Source organism: Lacrimispora sp. (assembly GCF_046972725.1).
Taxonomy (GTDB): domain Bacteria; phylum Bacillota; class Clostridia; order Lachnospirales; family Lachnospiraceae; genus Lacrimispora.
Genome location: NZ_JBKVXF010000002.1, coordinates 744,589 through 768,727, shown reverse-complemented (window position 1 = coordinate 768,727; position 24,139 = coordinate 744,589). Strand labels below are relative to the sequence as shown.

Annotated in this window: 22 protein-coding genes; 1 reads left to right on the top strand and 21 read right to left on the bottom strand. The window is 44.6% G+C overall.

From position 1 onward, the window contains the following. Window positions 1-11: 11 nt before the first annotated feature. The 3 genes from ACLTWA_RS11870 to ACLTWA_RS11860 form a co-directional block, all read right to left on the bottom strand. Window positions 12-917 carry a DMT family transporter gene (locus ACLTWA_RS11870; protein ID WP_412327953.1) on the bottom strand — a complete coding sequence of 302 codons (906 nt, stop codon included), beginning with the start codon at window positions 915-917 and terminating at the stop codon, window positions 12-14. 393 nt (window positions 918-1,310) lie between these two features. After that, entirely contained in the window at window positions 1,311-2,210 is a 900-nt protein-coding gene (locus ACLTWA_RS11865; RefSeq protein WP_412327951.1) for an SDR family oxidoreductase, read from the bottom strand. 283 nt (window positions 2,211-2,493) lie between these two features. Continuing rightward, window positions 2,494-3,663 (bottom strand): class I SAM-dependent methyltransferase, encoded by a 1,170-nt coding sequence (locus ACLTWA_RS11860; RefSeq protein ID WP_412327950.1) that lies wholly within the window; start codon window positions 3,661-3,663, stop codon window positions 2,494-2,496. Between the two features lie 135 nt (window positions 3,664-3,798). Between ACLTWA_RS11860 and ACLTWA_RS11855 the strand changes: the two genes are divergently transcribed. Next, window positions 3,799-4,704, top strand: a complete 906-nt coding sequence (locus tag ACLTWA_RS11855) for a DMT family transporter (protein ID WP_412327948.1) — start codon at window positions 3,799-3,801, stop codon at window positions 4,702-4,704. Here the strand turns inward: ACLTWA_RS11855 and ACLTWA_RS11850 are convergent. The 18 genes from ACLTWA_RS11850 to ACLTWA_RS11765 all read right to left on the bottom strand — a co-directional run bounded on the left by ACLTWA_RS11850 (window position 4,676) and on the right by ACLTWA_RS11765 (window position 24,108). Continuing rightward, a complete protein-coding gene (locus ACLTWA_RS11850; protein ID WP_412327946.1) occupies window positions 4,676-5,266 on the bottom strand; it encodes a 4'-phosphopantetheinyl transferase family protein in 591 nt (196 codons plus the stop codon). The genes ACLTWA_RS11855 and ACLTWA_RS11850 overlap by 29 nt on opposite strands. Window positions 5,267-5,332: 66 nt before the next feature. Then, window positions 5,333-6,394 (bottom strand): GNAT family N-acetyltransferase, encoded by a 1,062-nt coding sequence (locus ACLTWA_RS11845; protein WP_412327945.1) that lies wholly within the window; start codon window positions 6,392-6,394, stop codon window positions 5,333-5,335. Between the two features lie 168 nt (window positions 6,395-6,562). Beyond that, the gene (gene eno, locus ACLTWA_RS11840; protein WP_412328130.1) at window positions 6,563-7,861 is read right to left on the bottom strand and encodes a phosphopyruvate hydratase; all 1,299 of its coding nucleotides are present in this window, start codon (window positions 7,859-7,861) and stop codon (window positions 6,563-6,565) included. 18 nt (window positions 7,862-7,879) lie between these two features. Next, window positions 7,880-9,517, bottom strand: a complete 1,638-nt coding sequence (locus tag ACLTWA_RS11835) for an FAD-dependent oxidoreductase (protein WP_412327943.1) — start codon at window positions 9,515-9,517, stop codon at window positions 7,880-7,882. A 12-nt stretch (window positions 9,518-9,529) separates the two neighbouring features. Further along, window positions 9,530-10,093 (bottom strand): alkyl hydroperoxide reductase subunit C, encoded by a 564-nt coding sequence (gene ahpC / locus ACLTWA_RS11830; RefSeq protein WP_412327941.1) that lies wholly within the window; start codon window positions 10,091-10,093, stop codon window positions 9,530-9,532. A gap of 221 nt (window positions 10,094-10,314) precedes the next feature. Further along, complete coding sequence (locus tag ACLTWA_RS11825) at window positions 10,315-10,557, bottom strand: hypothetical protein (RefSeq protein WP_412327940.1); 243 nt, start codon at window positions 10,555-10,557, stop codon at window positions 10,315-10,317. An 8-nt stretch (window positions 10,558-10,565) separates the two neighbouring features. Next, complete coding sequence (gene trpS, locus ACLTWA_RS11820) at window positions 10,566-11,657, bottom strand: tryptophan--tRNA ligase (RefSeq protein WP_412327939.1); 1,092 nt, start codon at window positions 11,655-11,657, stop codon at window positions 10,566-10,568. Between the two features lie 68 nt (window positions 11,658-11,725). Beyond that, window positions 11,726-14,161, bottom strand: coding sequence for a homocysteine S-methyltransferase family protein (locus ACLTWA_RS11815; protein ID WP_412327938.1), 2,436 nt, complete (start codon window positions 14,159-14,161; stop codon window positions 11,726-11,728). Between the two features lie 27 nt (window positions 14,162-14,188). Further along, on the bottom strand, window positions 14,189-14,833 hold the full coding sequence (locus tag ACLTWA_RS11810) for a vitamin B12 dependent-methionine synthase activation domain-containing protein (RefSeq protein WP_412327937.1): 645 nt from the start codon (window positions 14,831-14,833) through the stop codon (window positions 14,189-14,191). A gap of 124 nt (window positions 14,834-14,957) precedes the next feature. Next, the gene (metF, locus tag ACLTWA_RS11805; protein WP_412327935.1) at window positions 14,958-15,815 is read right to left on the bottom strand and encodes a methylenetetrahydrofolate reductase [NAD(P)H]; all 858 of its coding nucleotides are present in this window, start codon (window positions 15,813-15,815) and stop codon (window positions 14,958-14,960) included. Between the two features lie 72 nt (window positions 15,816-15,887). Continuing rightward, complete coding sequence (gene hflC, locus ACLTWA_RS11800; protein WP_412327933.1) at window positions 15,888-16,760, bottom strand: protease modulator HflC; 873 nt, start codon at window positions 16,758-16,760, stop codon at window positions 15,888-15,890. Further along, the gene (gene hflK / locus ACLTWA_RS11795) at window positions 16,757-17,746 is read right to left on the bottom strand and encodes an FtsH protease activity modulator HflK (protein ID WP_412327932.1); all 990 of its coding nucleotides are present in this window, start codon (window positions 17,744-17,746) and stop codon (window positions 16,757-16,759) included. Before hflK ends, hflC begins: the two co-directional genes overlap by 4 nt. A gap of 270 nt (window positions 17,747-18,016) precedes the next feature. After that, window positions 18,017-19,078, bottom strand: coding sequence for a hypothetical protein (locus ACLTWA_RS11790; protein WP_412327931.1), 1,062 nt, complete (start codon window positions 19,076-19,078; stop codon window positions 18,017-18,019). 13 nt (window positions 19,079-19,091) lie between these two features. After that, complete coding sequence (locus ACLTWA_RS11785) at window positions 19,092-19,418, bottom strand: hypothetical protein (protein ID WP_412327929.1); 327 nt, start codon at window positions 19,416-19,418, stop codon at window positions 19,092-19,094. A 65-nt stretch (window positions 19,419-19,483) separates the two neighbouring features. Next, complete coding sequence (gene ftsZ, locus ACLTWA_RS11780; protein WP_412327928.1) at window positions 19,484-20,794, bottom strand: cell division protein FtsZ; 1,311 nt, start codon at window positions 20,792-20,794, stop codon at window positions 19,484-19,486. Window positions 20,795-20,912: 118 nt separating this feature from the next. Continuing rightward, window positions 20,913-21,641: a cell division protein FtsQ/DivIB gene (locus ACLTWA_RS11775; RefSeq protein WP_412327926.1), complete on the bottom strand. Its 729-nt coding sequence runs from the start codon at window positions 21,639-21,641 to the stop codon at window positions 20,913-20,915. Continuing rightward, the gene (gene murA, locus ACLTWA_RS11770; RefSeq protein ID WP_412327925.1) at window positions 21,638-22,888 is read right to left on the bottom strand and encodes a UDP-N-acetylglucosamine 1-carboxyvinyltransferase; all 1,251 of its coding nucleotides are present in this window, start codon (window positions 22,886-22,888) and stop codon (window positions 21,638-21,640) included. Before murA ends, ACLTWA_RS11775 begins: the two co-directional genes overlap by 4 nt. Window positions 22,889-22,956: 68 nt before the next feature. Beyond that, complete coding sequence (locus ACLTWA_RS11765; protein WP_412327924.1) at window positions 22,957-24,108, bottom strand: FtsW/RodA/SpoVE family cell cycle protein; 1,152 nt, start codon at window positions 24,106-24,108, stop codon at window positions 22,957-22,959. Between the last annotated feature and the right edge of the window lie 31 nt (window positions 24,109-24,139).

Below are 24,139 nucleotides of genomic sequence, written 5' to 3'. Positions count from 1 at the left end.
ATGTAAAGTGGTTATCTTTGCTTGTCCTTCGTGAGAAGAAAAATCGTTGAGACAATGCAGACAAAGCCAAGCAGATCCATAAGGCCAAAACTCACATGCAGCAGCAGGACTGAAAAGACAGTTGCTGATACAGGCTCCACCGCCGCAAATAAGCTTCCCTTTTTCGGTCCCACCCGTTTCACACCTTCCATATAACATACAAAAGCTATGATGGTTCCCACCAGAATGATAAATGCCATTCCCCCGATTATGGTTCCATCTACAGATACGTTCATGGTCCAAGGCCTGAAAAACAGACAAAGTAAGATTCCTCCGATCATCATTCCCCATCCGGTCACGAGCATGGAACCATATTTATTCAGCAGACGCCCCGGCTGGACAGTATAAATTGCCAGGGTAACAGCCGAAACCAGTCCCCAAAAGAGGGCCTGATGGGAGATTACAAGACTTTTTAGATTTCCATGAGTGGCCAGCAATACCGTTCCAAGCACAGCCAGTATCACAGCAAACAGTTCCACTTTCTCCGGAGCCTTTCCCGTACGGAAAGAAACATACAGCATCACAAGCACCGGACCAATATATTCCAGTACGGTAGCTGTCCCTGCGTTTGAATAACTGATGGCTGCAAAATATGTATACTGGCACATGGACATACCAAAGATGCCAAAAATAATAATATCCACCAAATCTTTACGTTCCCGAATTATCTGAAAAACCCTTTTTCCATCCTTCCATGCGCACACACCGAGAAGGAGGATTCCTGCAAGGACCAGCCGTATAGGGATTAACCAATCAGCAGTAAGTCCCTTTGCCTGCATCAGATACTGTCCGCAAGTACCTGAAAGCCCCCATAATATCCCTCCGGATAAGGTCATGATGCACCCCTTTTTTTGGCTGTGTGCCGTATTTGTATCCATCTCTGTTATTTCTCCTTCCACGTTCCAGTGCACACTCCCATATAGGAAAGCCGTGTTCCGTATCTTTTAATAGCTCTTTTATCCCATTGAAAAAACTTGCTGTACAAAAGTCTTTTGCAGCCTCTGATTTATCCTATGGAATCATATCACTAATTAAACAAAACAGCAACCATGGAATCGTAAGTAATTTCTGTTTATTTGGCTTCATTTCACTTACACCATTTTATATTATTAATCTATGGACAATTAACTAATTTCAGATGATTGGTCCCCCCATAAAGACCGAAACTTATGGAATGAGTTGAAAACCAGAACAATCCTGCAAATAGAGCCTGCGATTATACACAGGCCCTTCTCTAATAGTTTATTTGTGAAATTTGCAGACACTCTTTTCTATGACTGCATGGATAGCCCTCCATCTACATGAAGAACCTGACCGGTCACATAGGATGAGTCGCCGCAGGCCAGATACACAAAGGTCGGTGCAAGCTCAACCGGCTGTCCTGCTCTTTTCATGGGAGTGTTAGACCCAAAGGTCGGTATGTGATCGGCCGGCCAGCTGGAAGGCTGAAGGGGGGTCCAGATGGGGCCAGGTGCAACTGCATTTACACGGATTCCCTTTGACACCAGGGACCTTGCCATGGCGCGGGTGAAGCTAACAACGGCACCTTTCGTAGCAGAATAATCAATCAACTGATCATTTCCCAGATAGGCAGTAACAGAGGTCGTATTAATTATAGTACTCCCGCATTTCATATAAGGCAGTGCAGATCTGGTCATCATAAAAACGCCATAAACGTTCACCTCAAAAGTCAGCTTCACCTGGTCCATTGTAATATCCTCAATACTGTTTTGAGGAAACTGAACACCGGCATTATTAACCAGAACGTCAATATCTCCCAAAACAGAAACCGTCTCGCATACAGCATTCTGACAAAACATCTCGTCTCTCACATCACCGGAGATCAAAAGACATTTTCTTCCAAGATCTTCTATATAGGACTTTGTAATCCTGGCATCCTCATGCTCATTATAATACACAATGCATACGTCAGCCCCTTCTTTTGCAAATGCCAGAGAAACTGCTCTTCCAATTCCACTGTCGCCGCCAGTTACTAGCGCTACTTTATCCATTAATTTTCCGGTACCAATATAATTCGGATCGTCAAATATGGGCTGTGGAACCATAAGAGTTTCTAATCCCGGCTGTACTGGCTGATGCTGCGGAGGAAATTGGATGGGAATCTGCTGACATACTTCTTCATAACCTAAATATGGATATATTTCGGACAACTTAATCTCCAATCAAAAGGAATTATTTTATTAATTATATATTAGTAAAATGATTCCTTTGTTACAGACCTATCCAAAAACCATGCAAAAAACCATCCCTGTCATGCGGTAACAGCGATGGTTCTTTGTAGGAGTTGTTATCCTTCTGCTAAGAAGGATGTTATCAGAGGTTTGGTCTGATGTATAGAATATTCACACGAAGTTAGTGTCGACTAACTAAGTACAGTTTATCACATCAATGTTAATTCTGCAAGTTCTTTTATCGATAATGTTTCTCATACGATCAATACCATCTGGTCATAGGGAGCTGGTTATTAACCCCTTTTGATACCAGAATCTGATGAAGGTCTATAATGCCGTTATGAAAAGTGGCCGCACATGCATTTAAATAAAGATCCCACATTCTGGTAAACTCAATGCCCATACTTTCCTCGATCTCAGAACGGTGTTCATTGAAATTCTCATCCCAGTGGCGAAGTGTCTTATAATAATGCCGTCGAAGGCTTTCCACATCCAAAGTGTAAAAGCCATGTTCACTTAACGTATGGATCATTTCACGAAGGCTTGGAACCACTCCTCCTGGAAAAATGTATTTTTTAATCCATGGATCGCCTGGATGCTCTTTTAAGGCACTGATAAAATGAAGCAAAAATAACCCGCCTGGATTTAATACTGCTTCTGCATTCTTTACAAACAGATCGTAATGCTCTCTTCCCACGTGCTCCAGCATTCCTACACTTACTACCCGGTCAAAGGTCCTTCCACAGCTCTCCAGATCCCTGTAATCCATCAGTTCTGCAGATACGATGCCTGTAAGACCTTCCTCTGCAATCCGCTCATCAAATTTCTTCTTCTGTTCTTTGCTCAGAGTAATGCCTACTCCCCGCACCCCATATTCTTTTGCCGCACGGATCAATAAGTATCCCCAGCCGCATCCAATATCCAAAAGGGTCATGTCCTTTTTTAAATCCAGCTTTTTTAAAATCCGTTCCACCTTATTGCACTGCGCCTCATAAAGGGTATCTTCTTCCGTCTTAAAATAACCGCAGGAATAACTCATTGTATCATCAAGCCACAGGCTGTAAAACTCATTGCCGATATCGTAATGGGATGTAACCTCTTTTTCCTGGTTCTTTTTGGACTGTGAAGAAAAAATCAGCTTTTTCAGCTTTGAATGGTCTGTTGAAAATTTCCCCATTTGGCCCAGGAAGTTGTCCAGTGCCTGAAACAAATCCCCTTCAATCTCCAGATTCCCTTTCATATAGGCTTCTCCCAGAGCTAATGAAGTGCTTGTCAGCAACTCCTTGGCCCCGATATCTTCTTTTAAATTAACAATAAAGGTGGGATTTCCATTTCCTATGTGATAAGTCTTTCCGTGGAGCTTCACATCAAATGGGTGCTCATCGAATCTCTGAAGAAAACTGATCAAAAAATTATCTGTCATGTTATTCATGGCTTCTCCTCCTATCTAATCTATATCTTTATTAGATTCTCGCCATAAGTTTACCACTTTATAAGACATTTTTCAAATTATGTGATAAAATCAGTACAGTCTTTATATAGAAAGAAATTTACAGGAGTACACTTCATGAACAGAGAAAATTATTTATACGGACACTTATCTGCAGGATTTTCCATTTTTGTATGGGGAACCACCTTTATTTCCACCAAAGTTCTTCTTGAATCCTTTACCCCCCTTGAAATCCTGTTTTTCCGTTTCATCATCGGTTATGCCGCACTATGGATTGCTTATCCTCACATAATGAAGGTCAAAGGCCTGAAAGAGGAAATGCTTTTCGCTCTGGCAGGATTATGTGGAGTTACACTTTATTTTCTGATGGAAAATTTTGCTCTTACCTATACCCTGACCTCTAACGTCAGCATTATCATTGCAGTGGCGCCTTTTTTTACCGCCCTGTTTGACTGGTTCCTTTTTAAAGGGAAAAAACCAGGACTCCGCTTTCTGGCCGGATTTACAACTGCAATCATCGGGATCGGTCTCATCAGTCTTCAAGGCAGCTCCGGCATGGAATTAAATCCCAAAGGCGATTTTCTTGCCCTGACTGCAGCAATCACCTGGGCTGCTTATTCCGTAATCACAAAAAAATTAGGAGAGTACGGCCATGGAACCGTAGAAACAACAAGACGTATCTTTTTCTACGGCCTGCTGTTCATGATCCCTGTATTGGCGGTCCTCCCCTTCCGTCTCGGGCTTACCAGATTATTAAATATTACAAACTTACTGAATATTCTGTTCTTAGGACTGGGGGCTTCTGCGCTTTGCTTTGCTACCTGGAACTTTGCCGTAAAAGTCCTTGGATCCGTAAAAACCAGCGTATACATATATGCCGTTCCTGTCATTACGGTCATAACCTCTATGCTGATATTAAAGGAACGCCTGACGGCACAGTCCTTTGCAGGAATCCTGCTTACATTAGCAGGACTTATTATTTCCGAAAGCAGATTTAAGAAACCGGATGTAAAGAAACATTGACTTTCTCATAGCCCCTCTGGCAGACGGAAAGAACATATCCCCCCTCTAACAGCTGTTGGAAAAAGGAGACTCCGGAAACAGAACAACCGGGAGCTTCTTTTTCCGAAAGTGTGAAGGTAATGTCTGACATCGGCATAATAATCCCGGTACCAACTGCTTTTCCATAGCTTTCCTTTAAGGTCCAGATACGGAAAAAATATTCGGCACGCTCTTTTTCAGACAGTTCCAGCATACGCGCTCTCTCTTGCCCTGACATCACTTTTCTTACTACGTTATCCTTATAGTCACCAATACCTTCCACATCGACGCCTAACTCCCTGTCTGCAAATCCACAGACAACCATTCCGCCGGTATGGCTGATATTATAATGTATATGGGAAAACTCCTTAAGATAAGGCTTTCCATAGGGTCCGGTCCCAAACTCTATCCGCTCTGGTGGTTCATCTAATCCATACTGCTCCTTCAAACCAAGAAAAAGAAGCTTTCTTCCAAGCTCATGCTCCCATTGATACTTTTTCATCCCTTCCGGTTGGACAATCCTTGCAAGATATATCTCTATCATACTGAATCCTTCCTTATTCTATATTCCAATCCAGCTCCATTCCCGGCTTTCCACCGGATTTCGATTTTATATCCATCTTTTCCGGAAAATACAGTCTATGACTCCATTTTCCGTATGCGCAGAAATAAGTTTCAATAAGCATTCTTTTTGGTTCTCACGAAACAGACGAATTCCTTTTCCAAGAAGAACCGGCATTACCGTAAGATGGTATTCATCAATGAGATTTCTTTCCATCAGCTGCCCGGCAAGAGAAGCCCCTCCGCAGATCCAGATTCCTTTCCCTTCCTCCCTTTTCAAACGGCTGAGGAGAACTTCAAGAGACTCCCGGGTAAAACTGATTCCCGGCTTGTCCTCTATGTCTTTATGGGTCAGCACATAGGTTTTCTTGTCAGCATAGGGCCATTTTCCAGGAGAAAGCTCTGTTACTACCTGGTCATAGGTATTGTATCCCATTAAAATAGTGTCCACCTGCTTTGCAAAGTCCCCATACCCATAGTCGCCGGTATATCCGCCATCATGACCGCCAAGCCAGTTCACATTGCCATTCGCATCAGCAATATAACCATCCAGACTGATACCCATATACAATATGACCTTTCTTTCCAGTACAAATTCCAACTGGCAGTCGTAAGGCTCTCTCGCAACATGCTCCTTATCATATTCCTTTGCTTCCACACAGCCCATGGCTCTGTAAAATGCCTGGGTTTCCACAGAAGAATGGGAGGAGATATAAAGCTTTTGCGCTCCTTTGAGCCTTGCCCATTCCGATGCCATCTGAAACAAACGGCGACCGGTCTTCTTTCCCCGCAGATCATAGGACACATGAAGACTGGAAAGATCCAGGTAATTCCGTTGTTTCCCAAGAGGAACTCCTTCCACAGATGCAAATCCTTTTAATACCCCGTGAAGAAATGCTCCGAAAACAACGCCTCCGGTGTTAATGGTAATTTTCAGGCAGCGGATCAGCACCTCATAATCCTCATCCCTCCACTGTTCGGTAAACGGATTCTTTACTGCCGCCCACGTCCCATCCACCTTTCTGAGACATTCTTTTACTTCCTGATATCGATTAAATTCAAAAAAGAGTTCTTTTGTTAATTCCTTTTCCTTAATTTCCCTGTATTCCATAAACCTTCTCCTGATTAAACTGTTTCTTCAAGCATACCATTTTTCTGCACTTTCATCAATTACTTTTCTATGCATAGGAAAGAGCCTGACTCGAGTTTGTAGAACCTCCCTATAAAATAAAAAAAGCCTGCCAGATTGCTAAGAATCTGACAGACCATAGTTAGTGGATTAAGAACGGCGGATATGGAATGCATCAAATCCCGGATATACCGCACCTTCCCCCAGTTCTTCTTCAATACGGAGAAGCTGGTTATATTTTGCAACTCGTTCACTTCTGCTTGGTGCTCCCGTCTTGATCTGACAGGTATTAAGAGCAACTGCAAGGTCTGCAATGGTAGTGTCCTCAGTCTCACCGGAGCGATGGGAAGCAATGGCAGTATAACCTGCACTGTGAGCCATCTTAATAGCCTCCAGAGTTTCAGACACCGAACCGATCTGATTCAGCTTAATCAGAATGGAGTTGCCGCAGCCTTCATCAATTCCCTTTTTCAGACGCTCTGTATTGGTTACAAAAAGATCGTCTCCTACCAGCTGAATTCTGTCACCAAGTTCCTTGGTAAGCAGCTTCCAGCCTTCCCAGTCTTCCTCGTCAAGAGCATCCTCAATGGAATAGATGGGATACTTGTCACATAATTCCTTCCAGTGACCGATCAGTTCCTCAGAGGTAAAGTGTTTGCCGGCTTTTGGAAGAATGTATTCTCCCTTTTTCTCTCCCTTCCATTCGCTGGAAGCCGCATCCATTGCAAGTACAAAATCACGTCCTGGCTCATAGCCCGCTTTTCTGACCGCTTCAAGAATCAGCTCAATGGCAGCATCATCGCTTTCCAGGTCAGGAGCAAAGCCGCCTTCATCACCGACAGAAGTAGCAAGTCCTTTTGATTTTAAGATGGAAGCAAGACAATGGAAGACTTCGGTACACCAGCGGAGCCCTTCTTTAAAGTCAGCGGCTCCCACCGGCATGATCATAAATTCCTGAACATCAACGGTATTGGCCGCATGTGCACCACCGTTTAAGATATTCATCATAGGAACAGGAAGACGATTGCCGGTAATACCGCCTAAGAAACGGTATAACGGAATTCCCATGCTCATAGCTGCTGCTCTTGCACAGGCAATGGATACCGCCAAGATCGCATTCGCACCCAGCCTTGATTTATCCTTTGTTCCATCTTCATTGATCATTGCACGGTCAATGGCATATATGTCGGAAGCATCCATTCCCACAAGTGCAAAATGAATGACCGTGTTGATGTTATGAACAGCAGTTAAAACACCTTTTCCTCCAAAACGGGACTTATCCCCATCCCGCAGCTCCAACGCTTCAAATTCTCCAGTAGAAGCACCACTGGGTGCAGCTCCCCTGGCAATAGTTCCGTCAGCCAGATGTACCTCAGCCTCTACGGTAGGATTTCCTCTGGAATCAATTATTTCCCTTCCTATTACTTTCTCAATCTCCAGATAATTCATCATGTTTTCTCCTTTTCATTAAATGGTTTCCAGTATGTTCAGAAGGTCCTCTACGGATTTCTTCCCAAACTCAACTCTTTTCTGATTTATAATCATACAAGGAACGCTCATGATCTGATACCGTTCTTTTAACTCCGGATATAATGCCAGATCATAAGTCCATGCCTTTACCATTTTATTCTCTGCCGCAATGCGTCCGGCAGACATAACCGTAGTTGGACACATGGTACAGGATAAAGATACCGCCACCTTAATATCAATGGGCTTCTTAATGTTCTCTATCCTCTCTTCTTCCTCTTTTGTAATTGCCTGTCCCGGACCTGCCGCATTGTACAGTCCTATGACAAAGGAATTAAATTCGTGGCCTCCCGGAATTCCATAAAACCTGATTCCGGATTCCGTACCATCTGCTCTGAGCACGCAAAGCGCCGGAAGTGTTTCACTGGGAGCGGTCTGGTCTGATTCCCGGCTGACCAGGCATTCCACATGGTCTGAGATACCGGAAAGTTCATTTAGAAAACCTTCCATCTGAGACGCTAAGGGACTTTTATCCAAAAGAGCCTTCACCGTTATTTTACTGCTGAATTTGCCGAACAGTTCTTTTAACTGGGCTCTCATCTCCGGTGTAATAAATGCTTCACTTTCTCCGTCCGCTTCCATAGAGGCTTCTGTTTTTGACTCTTTTTTTGAAACAGTTTCTCTCTTTGCAATTCCAAGCTTCTCCCACATCTGTGCAACATACTTTTCCAATGAGGTAGCCGCTACCGCACCGTCAGATACTGCCGTTACCACCTGACGGAGATTTTTTACACATACATCTCCAGCCGCATAAACTCCCGAAACATCTGTCATCTGATTCTGGTCCGTTATTAAGTATCCCTTGTCATTCAACGAAACCTTTCCCTTCACCCAGTCCGTATCCGGTACATAACCGGCAAAAACAAAGATACCGAAGGTACTTCCGGGTTCGGCTTCATACTGCCATTCTTTACCGGACTTGTTATCCCGGAATCTGGCAGTCCGGAGAACAGAATCTCCCGCAGCTTCCAGAATTTCTGTATGAAAATGGATTTCGACCTTCTCATGTTCTCTGGCTTTGTCCGCCACAGAAGCGGCACAGGTAAAATCATCTTCCCGTACAATGATGGTCACTTTCTTCGCATATTTTGTCAGAAAAACAGCTTCTTCTGCTGCTGCATAGCCGCCTCCTATGACAAATACATCCATACCGGTAAAGAATTCTCCGTCACAGGTGGCACAGTAAGCCACCCCCCGCCCCTTATATTCCTGTTCTCCTTTAAATCCAAGAGACCTGGGATTAGCTCCAAGAGCCAGAACGATTCCAAGGGTCTTTAAGTCACCCTTGTCAGTTTTTATCACACGGATATCATGGGATAGATCCATGTCAATGGCACGGGCCATCTTAAATTCTGCGCCAAAGCTTTCTGCCTGCTTTCGCATCTTCTCAGTAAGAGCAGAGCCATCAATGGTTTCAATTCCGGGATAATTGACGATTTCAGAAGTAATAGTGATCTGGCCGCCCATTTTTTCCTTTTCCAGCACCAAAACCTTAAATTTGGCTCTGGCCGCATAGATGGCGGCGGACAGGCCCGCCGGGCCTGCGCCAACAACAATTACATCATACAATTCATCCATATAATTCCACCTTTACAGTAGTCCCACTAAATCAAGGCTGGGCTTCAAAGTCTTTTCGCCTGGTTTCCACTTTGCCGGACAAACCTCATCTCCATGTTCGGAAACGAACTGTGAGGCCTGCACCCGGCGGAACAGCTCATCCGCATTCCGTCCTACATTGCCCGCAATCACTTCATAGGCTACGATCTTTCCTTCGGGATTTACAATGAAAGTTCCTCTTTCCGCCATACCGGAAGACTCGATCATCACATCGAAATCTCTGGCAAGAGCTCCGGTGGGATCTGCTAACATCGGATATTTAATCTTTTTTATGGTTTTAGAAGCATCATGCCATGCTTTGTGTACAAAATGGGTATCACAGGATACACTGTAAATCTCACAGCCTATCTTCTTGAACTCTTCATACTTTTCTGCCAGATCTTCCAACTCGGTAGGACAAACAAAGGTAAAATCAGCCGGGTAGAAAAAAAACACCGCCCATTTCCCAAGAACATCCTCTTTTGTTACCTCTTTAAATTCTCCATTTATAAAACTCTGAACCTTAAAATCACTGATTTCTTTTCCAATAAATGACATACCATCTATCTCCTTTCGTGATCGCTATACTAAATTAATATGGCTTGTTTCTAAGTATTTTATGAGTTAGTCCCTACTAATTCATGTATTTATCTTAGCACACTTGATCAAAAATTTCAATAATGATATTGATAATAATTATTACTTTATTGAGAAAACGCCGAAGTAGTGCAAAGGAACTCTTTTCCTTTGAATCTTCTCCGGCGTTCCTTTTTCCGGTATTAAAGAATCCAGAAATTCATTCTGTCTTCTCCGTATTCCAGTTGAAAGCGAAACCTTGAAAAATATTCGTCCAAAATCTTATAAAGAGCTTTATGCTCCTCTTCTCCATTATCACTGGCTAAAGATTCAATGAAGCAGGATTGCCTTCCGCAAGCATCCCGCAGATGAATCCGGAAGGCCAGTCCCTTTTCTTTTATGATCTGATTGCATTCCAGGATCTCTGCGATGGATACGATCTTCATAGATGCCTCTATTCCTGACTTTGATATTTTTTAGACTGTTCCTCGATCAGTTCCATATCATCAAAATAATTGATCTTCATCGCAGCTTTTACCCCCCGTAAGGTGTTGGCTGCCGCTGCCGCTGCCTTTTCTGAACCCTCTTTGAGAATCTGGAATACGTATGGAATATTCGCCTCATATTCTTTTCTTCTCTGACGGATTGGTTCTAATTCAGCCTGAAGAACGCTGTTTAAAAACCGCTTCACTTTAACATCACCTAAACCGCCCCGTCTGTAGTGGTCTTTCAGCTCATCCAGATTTTTATAATCCGGCAGATACTTTACAAAATCCTCATCCTTACAGAATGCATCAAGGTAAGTGAATACCGTATTGCCCTCCACTTCTCCCGGATCGGAAACCTGAATGTGGTTAGGGTCCGTGTACATGCTCATGATCTTCTTTTTCACTTCATCTTCCGAATCGGATAAATAAATGCAGTTGCCCAGAGATTTGCTCATCTTTGCTTTGCCGTCCGTACCGGGAAGTCTTAAACACGCCTTATTGTCAGGAAGTAAAATCTCCGGCTCCACCAGTGCCTCACCGTAAACAGAATTGAACTTGCGGACAATCTCTCTGGTCTGTTCCAGCATAGGCTCCTGATCTTCACCTACCGGCACTGTGGTTGCCTGAAACGCGGTAATGTCGGCAGCCTGGCTGATGGGATAGGTAAAAAAACCTACCGGAATACTGGTTTCAAAATTCCTCATGGCGATTTCAGACTTTACCGTAGGATTCCTCTGAAGTCTTGAAACCGTTACCAGATTCATATAATAAAAGGAAAGTTCCGTCAATTCCGCAATCTGGGACTGGATGAACAAGGTACACTTCTTCGGGTCCAGACCGCAGGCAAGATAATCCAGCGCAACCTCAATAATATTCTGACGGACTTTCTCAGGGTTGTCCGCATTGTCTGTCAATGCCTGGGCATCCGCAATCATAATAAAAATCTCGTCAAATTCGCCGGAATTCTGCAGCTCCACCCTTCGTTTAAGGGAACCTACGTAATGGCCGATGTGCAGCTTTCCAGTTGGCCGGTCTCCTGTTAAAATAATCTTTCCCATGTTTGTACCTCCAGATGTATTATCAAGTTTAATTGTACCATTCATTCTGTATTTGTCAATGAGGCACCTTATTTTCCTTCAAATACTTCTTCTGCATAATTGACGGAAGCCATGGCATCACGGCAGTACTGGTCCGCTCCTATGGTCTTTGCATAATCGGCGGTAAGAACGGCTCCTCCAACCATTACTTTGGTATCCGGTGAAACCTTGTGAAGCTGTTTAATGGTCTCTTCCATACTGGGAACGGTAGTGGTCATAAGAGCGCTTAAGCCCACCAGCTTTATCCTTTTCTCAAGAACTGTCTGAACGATCAATTCCGGAGCCACATCTTTTCCTAGATCGATCACATCGTAGCTGTAATTTTCAAGCAGCACCTTTACGATATTTTTCCCGATATCATGAATGTCCCCTTTGACGGTTGCAAGAACAATGGCGCCTTTCTTATCCTCAACCGTACCATTCTTTGCCATCTGCTCCTTAATGACTTCAAATGCGGCTTTGGCTGCTTCCGCACTCATTAAAAGCTGGGGAAGAAATATGATCCCTTTTTCAAACCCCTTTCCCACCCGGTCAAGAGCCGGAATCATTTCTTCGTTGATAATCGTCAAAGGTTCCTTATCTCTTAAAAGTTCTGTAACCGCCGAAAATGCACGGTCCTTCAGTCCTTTTGCAATGCTCTCAGATAAGGACATATCTTTACCGGAAGCATTCCCTCCGCCGGCGCTCCCAGGCTTAACCGTATCGCCAAGAGTTGCCACCTGACCGCTGTAGACACCAATATACCTGCTGCACTGAGGATCCAGGTCCGAAAGCGTCAGAAAGCTTAAATAAGAGCGCATCATGGCCTCTGAATTGGGGTTTATGATGGCAGCACTCAGTCCGTTCTGCAGCGCCATGGTGAAAAATGTGGCATTCACAATTTCCCTCTGGGGAAGTCCAAAGGAAATGTTGGATACGCCAAGAATGGTCTTTCCGCCCAGATCATCACGTACCCTCCGCAAGGTTTCCAGCGTCGTCAAGGCTCCCTTGCTGTCAGAACTTACGGTCATGCACAAGGCATCTATGACAATGTCTTTTTTATCAATCCCATATTCCGCAGCCTTTTTGTATATTTTCCGGGATACGGCAATCCTGCCGTCTGCCGTCTCAGGAATTCCGTCTTCATCAAGAGCAAGAGCAACCACAACCCCGCCGTAACGCTTTACAAGAGGAAATATGGCCTCCATCATTTCTTCTTTTCCGTTGACAGAATTAATGAGAGGCTTTCCATTGTAAATCCTCATGGCCCGCTCCATGGCTTCGATATTTGAAGTGTCGATCTGAAGCGGTAAGTCGATGATGCTTTGAAGCTCTTTCACCACCTCCACCATCATGGAAGGTTCATCAATTCCCGGAAGTCCTACGTTTACATCCAGAACATGTGCTCCGTTATCCTGCTGGGAGACACCTTCCCGAAGAATATATTCCAGATTATGATCCCGGAGTGCCTGTTTGAATTTTGATTTGCCCGTAGGATTGATTCTCTCTCCGATAATTATCGGCTCACGGTCCATCACTACTGCCTGGGCATAGGAAGATATCACCGTCCGGTTCTTTTTCTCCGGCAGTCTGGCAGGAAAATCCTTACACAATGCCACCGTTTTTCCGATATGCTCCGGTGTGGTTCCGCAGCAGCCGCCGACCACGCAGGCCCCCATCTGAACGATCTCAGCCATTACCTGTGCGAATTCATCAGCATCAATATCATAAACCGTCTTTCCGCCTTCGCTTCTTGGAAGACCTGCATTTGGATTGACGATCACAGGAATAGAAACCACCTCCATGATATCGGATAAAATCCCTTTCATCTGTACCGGTCCCAGGCCGCAGTTGATACCAAGAGCATCCACTCTTAAGCCTTCCAGTAAGGCAACCGTTGACTCAACATTGCCTCCGGTCAGAAGCTTTCCTTTTTCATCAAAGATCATGGTAACGAACACAGGAAGACTGGAATTCTCCTTTGCCGCCAGTACAGCCGCCTTTGTCTCATAGCTGTCACTCATGGTCTCGATAAGAACCAGATCAGCCCCTTCCCGCTCTCCGATCCTCACTACCTGGGCAAACATCTCATAGGCATCTTCAAAGTCCAGGTCACCAAGAGGTTTTAAAAGCTTACCGGTGGGGCCTAGATCCAGGGCAATATATCCCCGTTCCTTCCCCGTTGGATAGCTGGCAGTTTCCACGGCACGTTTTGCATTCTTCACAGCGGCTGCGACTACTTCGTCTAAGTCAAATTCAGCCCCTTTATAAAACTTCAGCCCGTTGGCTCCAAAGGTGTTGGTCTTTATAATATCTGCACCGGCTTCCAGGTAATCGCGGTGAAGCTTTGTGATAATATCCGGATATTTTATGTTCCAGGTCTCCGGCAGTTCTCCCGGTTTTAGACCATTGGCCTGTAAAAGACTTCCGGTCCCTCCGTCAAAAAATACGATTCTTTTCCTGATCTCTTCTAAAATCCCTGTCATACTTTCCTCCATCTTTATCTGTAGCTTTTAACTTCTCCGGTATGCGCAGTCTGTTTTCCCACAGGATTCACACCCTTTTACCTCACAACGGTAAGGCTTTCTGCTCACACCCATCACCGCTGTCACCGATTTTGACGGTGCCATCAAAAGGCTGTCCGTCAGCATGATGCCCAACCGTTTTGCCGTTTCCAAAGCAGCGGTAATATCCCGCTGGCATTCCAGAGAAAAATCTCCATATCCGGGGCTGAACCTGGGTCTTAGATAAAGACCGGCAGCTTCGTATTCCTCTTTTAACTTTTTGTTTTCTTCATCACAGAATTCTTCAATCATGGCCGCTGCCGCTGCCTGCATGGTAACCGCTTTGCTCATCTGAAGCTTTGTATATTTATGCAATAGTACGTCCACTCCGGTTCCCAAAGTCGCAGCAAATAAGATCACCTGATCGCAGTCCGCCAGATTTTTGCTTAAATTCCGGCTTCTGGTCTGAAAGACCGTAAAATCAATTCCATGATCCGGAAGCAGTTTTAATGGGTATGACCGGCTGATGCATTTGGGAGAAGCCGAATCAAAAAGTTCACGGATACACTCTTCAATCAAAGCATTTACGGTATCATCGCCTTCCTGTATTCCATATCCCAAATACCGCCGAACCTCTTTACGGCTGATTTCCATGGTATTCCCTTCCTCTCCTGCTAGTTAAAAAGGATTCTGACTTGTCAGAATCTGGCGCTGATGCCCTATAAAATAAACAAGGGTCCGGCCCTGCAAAAGGCGCCGAACCCTGAATTCAAACGTATTACAATATCTCAGATAAATTTTCCTTAATCTTTAATGCTACATCAGGTTTATTCATGGAATATACATGAATGGCATTCACTCCGTTTGCAATCAGGTCAATGATCTGCTCCGTGGCATAAGCGATTCCCGCCTGCTTCATTGCCGCAGGATTATCTCCGAACCGGTCTACAATCGCCTTAAAACGGGAGGGCAGATAGGTTCCGGATAACTGGCAGCTGCGAATGATCTGCCTGACATTGGTTACAGGCATAATACCGGCAACCACAGGTACAGTTATTCCCTTTTCCCTGATGCGGTATAAGTAATTGTATAATATATTATTATCGAAAAACATCTGAGTGGTTACAAAATCACAGCCTGCCTCCACCTTTTGCTTTAAGTAATCCATATCTATGGTCTTGCTGGCGGATTCCACGTGGCCTTCCGGATAACAGGCGGCACCGATGCAAAAGTCCCCCGCTTCCTTTATCTCCCGGATCAATTCTGATGCATAGCTGTATTCTTTGGAAATCAGTCCATCCTGCGGAATGTCACCGCGAAGAGCAAGCACATTCTCAATCCCTGCTTCTTTTAAGTCATGAAGAACTTCCCGAACCTTTTCTTTTGTAGAAGATACACAGGTCAAATGAGCCAGAGCTGTCACGTGGTACTCATGATGAAGGGCTGAAGCGATGTCAACCGTATATTTACTGGTGCCTCCCCCTGCTCCATAAGTGACACTCATGAACGCCGGATTGAGCTTTGCGATCTCTGCCGCAGCCTGTTCCACAGATTCGTACTTATCCTCTGTCTTTGGGGGAAATACTTCAAAAGACAACGTCGGCTTTCCCTGGCTCAGAATATCTTTTATTTTCATGCTGTCTATCTCCTGTCTTTCGTTTCTTTTATCTAGTAACACTTTACCATAAAAAATCTGTTCCTGCAACAATTAACGGCCTGTAAATATCTGCGCCAGTGGGGAATTACCAGGCAGGATCAAGGTATTGTTCTTCCCTTTCAATGAGGTTCTTGCCGCCTCAAGGGAACGGACAAAGGCATAAAATTCGGTTTTCTGAGCATCATTGTAAGCATCCGCCAGAATCCTCATGTACTCTGCTTCCCCTTCTGCCGTTATGGATGCTGCCTGGGCCTGGGCATCCGAAATGCTAATGGCAATTTCCCTGTCTGTTGTATTTTGTATTTTCTTAGCCTCTGCCTGACCTTCCGCCGTATAAGTAGCCGCAATTTTATCACGTTCAGATATCATCCGCTCATAGACAGCTGCCTTATTATCCACCGGCAGATCAAGACGTTTGGTTTCCACAGCCAGAAGCCTGATCCCATACTGGATCATATTATCCCCTACATTATTCATGATTGCCTGAGAAAGTTCTTCATCCCGGCTGCTGATTACGTCATTCTGGCTCATGCTGCTTATAACATTCTTTACGGAGTTATATACCACAGTATCAATTCTCCCTTCTGCATTGGTAATGGAAGAGTTTAAGGACTGGGCAAACTTCAAAGGATCTTCGATCCGCCACAACACATAGCTGTCGCTCAACATGGTCTTCTTATCCATGGTGATTACATCCGATGCTGCCAGATCGTAAATCAATATCTGCTTGGGAAGAGTATCCGCCGACTGAATAAAAGGAATCTTCATGGATAATCCAGAGGTTCCAATCACCCGTTCCACACGTCCGAACTGGCGGATCAATTTATATTCATTCTCATTTGTAATTACAACCGAACCGGATAATACGATAACCGCTGCCAAAACTGCAAGTGCCAAAATCGTCTTTTTTATTCTTTTTTTCATTCCGCTTTCTCCTTTTCTCCAGTGGCACCGGTACCGGCACTGCCTCCCGTAAAGCTGTCAAGAGGTAAAATCGTGCTGGTTTTGTCCGTTCCGTCTATGATCACCTTCATATCCGGCAGTACCTTTTCCATGGTTTCATAAAACATTCTTTTTTTGGTTACTTCCGGATTCTTCTGGTATTCAATATACATGGCATTGAATTTTGCAACTTCCGCACTGGCTTCGTTGATTCTCTTTGCCTTTGTAGATTCTGCCTCCTGTAGGATCTTATCGGTCTGTGCCGTTGCCTCAGGAAGTTTTTCGTTCCGGTACTTGTTGGCATTGTTGATGGCAGTTTCTTTTCCCTGCTTTGCAGTTTCCACTGCTTTAAAGGCTTCCATGACCTCTTGTGTCGGCGGCTCTGAGTCCTGAATGGTAACGTTTACGACCGTCAGCCCAATGTCGTGTTTTTCAAGCTTTTCCATGATCATCTGCTTGATCTTTGACTGGATTTCATTCTTTCCATTGGTCAGTACCGAATCCACATCATAGCTTCCGATCACCGTACGGATGCAGCTCTTTGTAATGCTCTGCAATACCTTTAAAGGATCTTCTGATTCATATACGGTCCGGACCGGATCTGCCACCTTGTACTCCACGAAAAAATCTACGTTTACAAAATTATAATCCTTTGTGATCATCAGAGAGTCTTCTTCCTTACTTTGATTATCATTGGGATCATATCCAATTGCAAAGCCCTGAATGGTGGTATTGACCTTTTTCACACTCTGCACAAACGGGACTTTAAAATGCAGCCCTGGTTCTGTCACTGCTCTTGCTTTTCCCATGGTGGTCACTACGGCCTGTTCCTGCTCCTGAATATTATATATCGATCCAAAACCGATAACCGGGATCGCCACTATAAGAACGGCTGCAATTCCTGATTTCTTCAAAATTCTTTTCATCTTTTTCCAAACCTCATTTTTTTGGGGATCAATTGTTTCCATAATACGTCTCCTTTCCATAATTACCATCGATTCCATACTCTCATAAAGGCAGAGGGACTTTCCTATAAAAGAAAAAGACCTTTACCGACACCTCTTACGGTATCAATAAAAGTCTTGCACATTTCATAAGGATGCGGATAAATCGCTTTACCGTCTTGACGCAATCTTATCCAGCTGATCGCTGGAGGCTACTCCCCTTTACGATTGGCATGATTATATCAGATCTTAGACCTTGTGTCAATTAAAAACAGCGGTTTTTACTGGAAACGGTCACACTTCTCCGTTTTCTGCTGTCTGAATATCATTATAGGAAACAGCAACCCGAACCATATCTTCATCTCTGTAAGCAGTAACACGGAAAATACCTTCCACAATATTTACCGTATCTTCCTGGTCAAGCCCAGTACGAATTCCTTCCATGAGAGACGGAATACTGCTGTCCTCCATGGGGATAGAGACTGCCGTCTCCGTAAGCTTAAGAAAGTATTCCAGATAAGCCAGACACGCTTCCTCACTATTCAAAGAAGACATGTAATCATGCATCTCACCGGTTGCCGTATCATAATTCAGTTCCACATACTGGTAAGCATATTCTTTATCTTCCGTATTTAACTGGCTGTTAATTTCATCTTCCAGGTAATAGCCGGTTATGGTCTCATAATAGGATAACCAGCCGTCTTCCGTCTCTAACTCATAGTTATTCGTATAAATATCTTCCGGCTTTAACTGATATCCATAATTATTGTCAGACAGATATTGTCCCATAGCGTCTGCAATCGCTTTTCCATCTGCAGGAAAATGGGCATATCCGCTACAGGGAATTCCGGCCGCAATGACTTCCCCTTCCTCCAGCTGAGTAAAGCCCGAATCCTCAAAGGGGGCTGCTGTTTCATAGCTGGAATAACTGTCCAGAATCCGGTCTGCCTTTTTTATCACATCCGGAAGTGCTCCAACAACCAAAAAAAATAAAGTAGCAATTCCTGCCAATGAAATCCGAAATTTCTTTCCCGGCTTTTTTTGCTCCTGTCCTTTTGAGGCGGCTGGTATGTAAGGCTGTGACTGCTGCCGGGGACTGCCAGGGACTGCAGGCGTAACCGTACGGCTGGAATCAGACGAGCGGTTCGGAGCGGCTGTGCGGCCCCGCATGGCCGTGCGGTTTGGCACGGACATACGGGGCGGTACAGATTCGTTTTTTTCATGATCTGGCCGTCTTTCATTTAAATAATAATCCATCTCCCAAAAAACAGGCCGGCGTACCATCTTCCTGCAATTGGAACAGTAGTTCCCTCCATTGACCGGAAGATCACAAATCGGACAAATCTTTCTCTTCATGGCGGTTCTCCTTCTATCCAAGTACCAGGTGGGCTACGGCAATCTCATCATCCTCCCGGAACCCCTGGGCACAAACCTGTATATTGTATACATATGCTTCTTCAAGTCCGGTGATTGCAACGATCTCTGCAATAGCTTTCCCTTCCTGGGCCAGCGCAAGTACCTGGCGAACGTCATCTATGGTTTTTTTCAATAATTCATTGGCAGGGTCCGGAGACAGCATCTCCTCTTGTTCAAGATCTGATTCCGTTATAAAGTCTTCCAGAAACAGCTTCTTTTCTGCATCGCCACCATTGTAATAGTCCTCAGAAATCTCCCAATCCTTTTGTTTTTCAGACATACTGCCACTCCTTTCCAAAACAGGCAGGTTCACGGGAACCTGCCTGATATGTAACATCATTTGATTTATCTTTTATTTCTTAAAAAATCCGGTATGTTAATCTGAACCTCTTTATTCACGGTCGGGCGGTAAGGCTGTCCGCCTTGCTGCGGAACTCCCTGATGGTTATTCTGTCCATTATAATTGGGCTTCTGATAATTGGAGCCTGCATAGTTCTGATTGTTGTAATTCTGATTATTGTTATATGCAGGAGCAGTATAATTTCCGTTATTGTAGTTCTGATTGAGATTCTGATTATATCCAGGAGTTGCTGCAGTGGCTGCGGCTTCCTGATTTACCGGCTGATTCTGCGGCGCTGCTGCTTTCGGCTGTTTAAAGTTTGGATTGGAGAAATTAGTCATAACCTTGGATACCGGTGTCTCTGACTGCATGTCAAGTCCGGTAGCAATAACAGTGATACTCGCTTCATCCTGAGCGTTCTCGTCATACATGGCACCAAAGATAATGTTCGCGTCATCTCCTGCCATCTCCTGAACATAGCTTGCTGCTTCATTGGCTTCAATAAGGCTGATATCACCGGAAATATTAATGATTACGTGGGAAGCTCCCTCGATGGTCGTTTCAAGCAAAGGACTGGATACTGCCTGTTTCACAGCTTCCAACGCCTTCTCATCGCCCTTCGCATGGCCGATACCGATATGAGCAATGCCCTTGTCTGTCATAACTGTCTGAACATCTGCAAAATCCAGGTTAATAAGCCCAGGTACGTTTATTAAGTCCGTAATTCCCTGAACAGCCTGCTGAAGAACTTCATCTGCTTTTTTAAGGGCATCCGGCATAGTTGTCCGTCTGTCTACAATCTCTAAAAGACGGTCATTGGGAATTACAATTAAAGTATCAACGCTTTCTTTTAAGCGTTCAATCCCGGCAATTGCGTTGGACATACGGGTTCTTGCTTCAAAGCGGAAAGGCTTTGTGACAACGCCGACCGTCAGTATTCCCATATCCTTGGCAATCTTTGCAACAACAGGAGCTGCTCCTGTTCCTGTTCCACCGCCCATACCGCAGGTAACGAATACCATATCAGCACCCTTCATCGCCTGAGCCAGCTCGTCCGCATTTTCCTCCGCTGCCTTTTCACCCATCTCAGGCTTTGCACCAGCACCAAGACCCTTTGTCAGCTTTTCTCCGATCTGCATCGCAGTTGGAGCCTTGCAAAACTGCAATGCCTGCTTGTCCGTGTTAATTCCAAGAAATTCTACACCAGCTATATTCTCATCAATCATGCGGTTCACCGCATTGTTTCCGGCACCGCCTACTCCGATAACCAGAATCCTTGCGGCATTGTCCGCCTCATTTATCTTAATCTCTAACAAGATTATATCCTCCTTTAACCATAAACAGCTTACTGTATAAACCTATCTAATATCATATTTGATTTTTATAAAAATATCAACTATTTTTTCAACAAAATTGCTTGCAAATTATGTAAATTCATTTATCCTTTACAAAGCGATAAGAAGTGACAGTTTTCGCCTCATCGTATGTATCCAGATATAAAGTTCCTTTGAGCCCTGACAACACAGGCATCTGGTCCTTAAGCTCAGAGATCTTTCCATTCATCTGATCATTGCTTCCGAGATATACTCTGATGCTTTCCATCACCAGGGTGGCATTCCCTCTGGAATCATACTGGATCTGATCCACCGGAATTCCGTGAGTGGATAAAAGCTGGGTCAATGTCAGTATTTCATCAAAGATCCGGCTGTTCTCCACAGGCAGGGGTTGGTGCAGGGCAATATGCCCATACTCCAGCCCCACAATCCACGGAACTCCGGGCAGCTGCCCGCTGGAGCTCTCTACGATGATTCCATCCTTATCAAAATACATATAACTTCCCATATAAGAAACATATCCCACTACGGACTTCTCATATACGATCACTTCCACTTTAACCGGGCTCTGGAATACGATTTTATAGTCTTCCACGAAAGGAATCTGCTCATGCTCTTTCAAACGGTCCTTAAAGAAACAAAAAATCGCATTCCGATCCCAGCTGTCCTTAAACAAGAGATCAACAATCTGTTCGGAAGTATATTTTTTATTGCCGGTCACTGTAATTTCCTTAATTTGAAGTGACATAAAAGCGACTGCTCCCAACAAAACCACCGCTGCCGCGATTGCTATTTTCGTTTTTCTTCTGCTGCTTTTTAGATATCTCATTCCATCCCTCTGATCACCGCACCGAGACTGCTTAAATCCCGGCAGATATCTTCATATCCACGTTCAATGTGATAACATTCATGGATTTCCGTTATTCCTTCACACGCAAGGCCTGCGATCACAAGAGCCGCCCCGCCCCGAAGGTCAGGAGCCGTTACCCGGTTTCCTGATAACGGATAGCGGCCATGAATTATGGCATGCTTTCCTTCAATTTCAATGTCTGCTCCCAGCTTTTTAAGTTCCTGCGCAGTTCCAAACCGTCCTTCAAAAATAGTTTCCGTTAATTTCGCTCTTCCCTGTCCGGATGACATTACCGCCATCATCGGAGACTGCAGGTCTGTAGGAAATCCCGGATATGGTTCTGTTACTGCATCCACGCAGCGGGGTCTCCCTTTCATGGAAACCTCCAGACCGTATTCATAAGATTTAAGCTTTGCTCCCATCTTCTCTGCAAGAGACAGGGCAGCAGCCAAATCCGCCGGCCGGATTCCATTGATAAAGACACTCCCTTCTGCGGCCATTACAGCCGCTAAGTACGTTCCTGCCACAATCCGGTCACCTGCAACAGTAAACTCTGAATCATGAAAATCTGTTACACCTGTGACCGTCAGCTTTGAGGTTCCAATCCCCTCAATTTTGGCACCCATGTTGGTTAAAAATTCGCAGAGAGCAGCGATCTCAGGCTCTTTTGCAGCTCCCTTTATGATCGTGACTCCCCGGGCATTGACGGCGGCCAGCAGTGCATTCTCCGTGGCACCCACACTGGGAAATGGGAATTCGATCTCAGCACCCGTCAGATTCTCAGCTGACACAATCAGCTTTTCATCCTTTTCCTCCACCGCCGCCCCCAGCTTGCGGAATGCAGACAGATGCAGATCAATGGGCCTCTCACCGATGGAGCAGCCTCCCGGAAAACTTGTGACTGCAAGACCGGTCCTTCCAAGAAGCGGTCCTGATAATATAATGGATGAACGCATGCTTTTAATATAATCTTCCGGAATCTCCGCCTGAGTAAGTGTTACTGCGTTGACAATCAATGTGTTGCCCTCCAGCCGGCAAATACAGCCAATACGCTGAAGTATCCCCAGCATACAGAACACATCCTGTATCCTGGGGACATTATGAATCACTGTTGTACCTTTATGGAGAACCGCCGCTGCCATCATTGGCAGAACAGCATTCTTGGAACCCTGAATTTTTATCTCACCTTTTAAGGATCGTAACCCCTGGACCTGTATGACTGACAATCCGGTACCTCCCATGGCTTCTTATATACTATCCTATGTTAAAAGTGAGAGAATGGTATCAAATTTTATCATTTTTCCAGTTTTATCTGGTTAGAAACACTTAAGACCATCCCCATTTCGATCATAAGAAACAGGACCGAAGTACCTCCGTAACTGATAAACGGAAGGGTAATACCGGTATTTGGTATGGTGTTGGTAACTACTGCAATATTAAGAATTACCTGAATGGCAATATGCCCCATGACTCCAACAACCAGCAGAGCACCGAATAAATCAGGCGCATTATCTGCAATCAGCATGAAACGGTAAATCATGAAAAGAAAGATCAGTATCACGGACACCGCTCCAAAAAGGCCAAGTTCTTCACAAATAATCGAAAAAATCATATCATTCTGGGCCTCAGGCACAAATCCCATCTTCTGTATGCTCTCTCCCAGGCCCCTTCCTACAAGGCCCCCGGAACCAATGGCATAAAGTCCCTGAAGAACCTGATATCCTCCGGTAGAAGGATATGCCTCCGGTTCCAGCCAGACCAGAATCCGGCCAAGCTGATAATCATGAAGAATATTCATTTTTTCAAGGATTGTAGCTAAAGGACCTGCAAATGCCAATAGGCCGACTCCCGCAAATCCACAGGCGAAGAAAGGCCATTTCTTTTTGCACGCCACAAACAGCATGACAAAGGCGATTCCGACAATGATAATACCGGAACTTAAATTGTTTGCCGCTACGATTCCTGCAATAGGAAGTGCCGTTACAATTACAAGAACCGCTCCATTTCTGGTATTGATATTTTTACCCATCTGCACAATCATAGCTGCCAGCATGACAATCAGGGCGATCTTAACAAATTCTGTGGGCTGAAAGGAAAGGGCTCCAACTCCCAGCCATCTTTTTTTACCGTTACGCTCAATTCCAAATAAGGAAACGGCAATCATAAGAACATAGGAAAGGATATAAGCAAATAAAGCAAACTTCCCATACCAGTGATAATCCATTTTGGATATCACAATCATTATAACAAAACCTCCCAGCGCTATCTGGGCCTGCCTCATCATAAAATAAGCGGCGTTGCCAAATTTAAGCTGGGCTGCATAGGAACTGGCACTGTATATCATTACCAATCCAAAAACAGTCAGGAATATTACAGTAAATAAAAGGCTGTAATCATAAAAACGGCGCGGCTTATTTTTCTTCCTCACTGGCCTTTTTTCCGCCATATCATTCCTCCTCGCCAACTATACTCCAATG

Bases quoted from the DNA above. Each gene is read 5' to 3' on its own strand.
- ACLTWA_RS11870 (WP_412327953.1), bottom strand. From the start codon at position 917: ATGGATACAAATACGGCACACAGCCAAAAAAAGGGGTGCATCATGACC.
- ACLTWA_RS11860 (WP_412327950.1), bottom strand. From the start codon at position 3,663: ATGAATAACATGACAGATAATTTTTTGATCAGTTTTCTTCAGAGATTC.
- ACLTWA_RS11855 (WP_412327948.1), top strand. From the start codon at position 3,799: ATGAACAGAGAAAATTATTTATACGGACACTTATCTGCAGGATTTTCC.
- ACLTWA_RS11850 (WP_412327946.1), bottom strand. From the start codon at position 5,266: ATGATAGAGATATATCTTGCAAGGATTGTCCAACCGGAAGGGATGAAA.
- ACLTWA_RS11845 (WP_412327945.1), bottom strand. From the start codon at position 6,394: ATGGAATACAGGGAAATTAAGGAAAAGGAATTAACAAAAGAACTCTTT.
- eno (WP_412328130.1), bottom strand. From the start codon at position 7,861: ATGAATTATCTGGAGATTGAGAAAGTAATAGGAAGGGAAATAATTGAT.
- ACLTWA_RS11835 (WP_412327943.1), bottom strand. From the start codon at position 9,517: ATGGATGAATTGTATGATGTAATTGTTGTTGGCGCAGGCCCGGCGGGC.
- ahpC (WP_412327941.1), bottom strand. From the start codon at position 10,093: ATGTCATTTATTGGAAAAGAAATCAGTGATTTTAAGGTTCAGAGTTTT.
- ACLTWA_RS11825 (WP_412327940.1), bottom strand. From the start codon at position 10,557: ATGAAGATCGTATCCATCGCAGAGATCCTGGAATGCAATCAGATCATA.
- trpS (WP_412327939.1), bottom strand. From the start codon at position 11,657: ATGGGAAAGATTATTTTAACAGGAGACCGGCCAACTGGAAAGCTGCAC.
- ACLTWA_RS11815 (WP_412327938.1), bottom strand. From the start codon at position 14,161: ATGACAGGGATTTTAGAAGAGATCAGGAAAAGAATCGTATTTTTTGAC.
- ACLTWA_RS11810 (WP_412327937.1), bottom strand. From the start codon at position 14,833: ATGGAAATCAGCCGTAAAGAGGTTCGGCGGTATTTGGGATATGGAATA.
- metF (WP_412327935.1), bottom strand. From the start codon at position 15,815: ATGAAAATAAAAGATATTCTGAGCCAGGGAAAGCCGACGTTGTCTTTT.
- hflC (WP_412327933.1), bottom strand. From the start codon at position 16,760: ATGAAAAAAAGAATAAAAAAGACGATTTTGGCACTTGCAGTTTTGGCA.
- hflK (WP_412327932.1), bottom strand. From the start codon at position 17,746: ATGGAAACAATTGATCCCCAAAAAAATGAGGTTTGGAAAAAGATGAAA.
- ACLTWA_RS11790 (WP_412327931.1), bottom strand. From the start codon at position 19,078: ATGAAGAGAAAGATTTGTCCGATTTGTGATCTTCCGGTCAATGGAGGG.
- ACLTWA_RS11785 (WP_412327929.1), bottom strand. From the start codon at position 19,418: ATGTCTGAAAAACAAAAGGATTGGGAGATTTCTGAGGACTATTACAAT.
- ACLTWA_RS11775 (WP_412327926.1), bottom strand. From the start codon at position 21,641: ATGAGATATCTAAAAAGCAGCAGAAGAAAAACGAAAATAGCAATCGCG.
- ACLTWA_RS11765 (WP_412327924.1), bottom strand. From the start codon at position 24,108: ATGGCGGAAAAAAGGCCAGTGAGGAAGAAAAATAAGCCGCGCCGTTTT.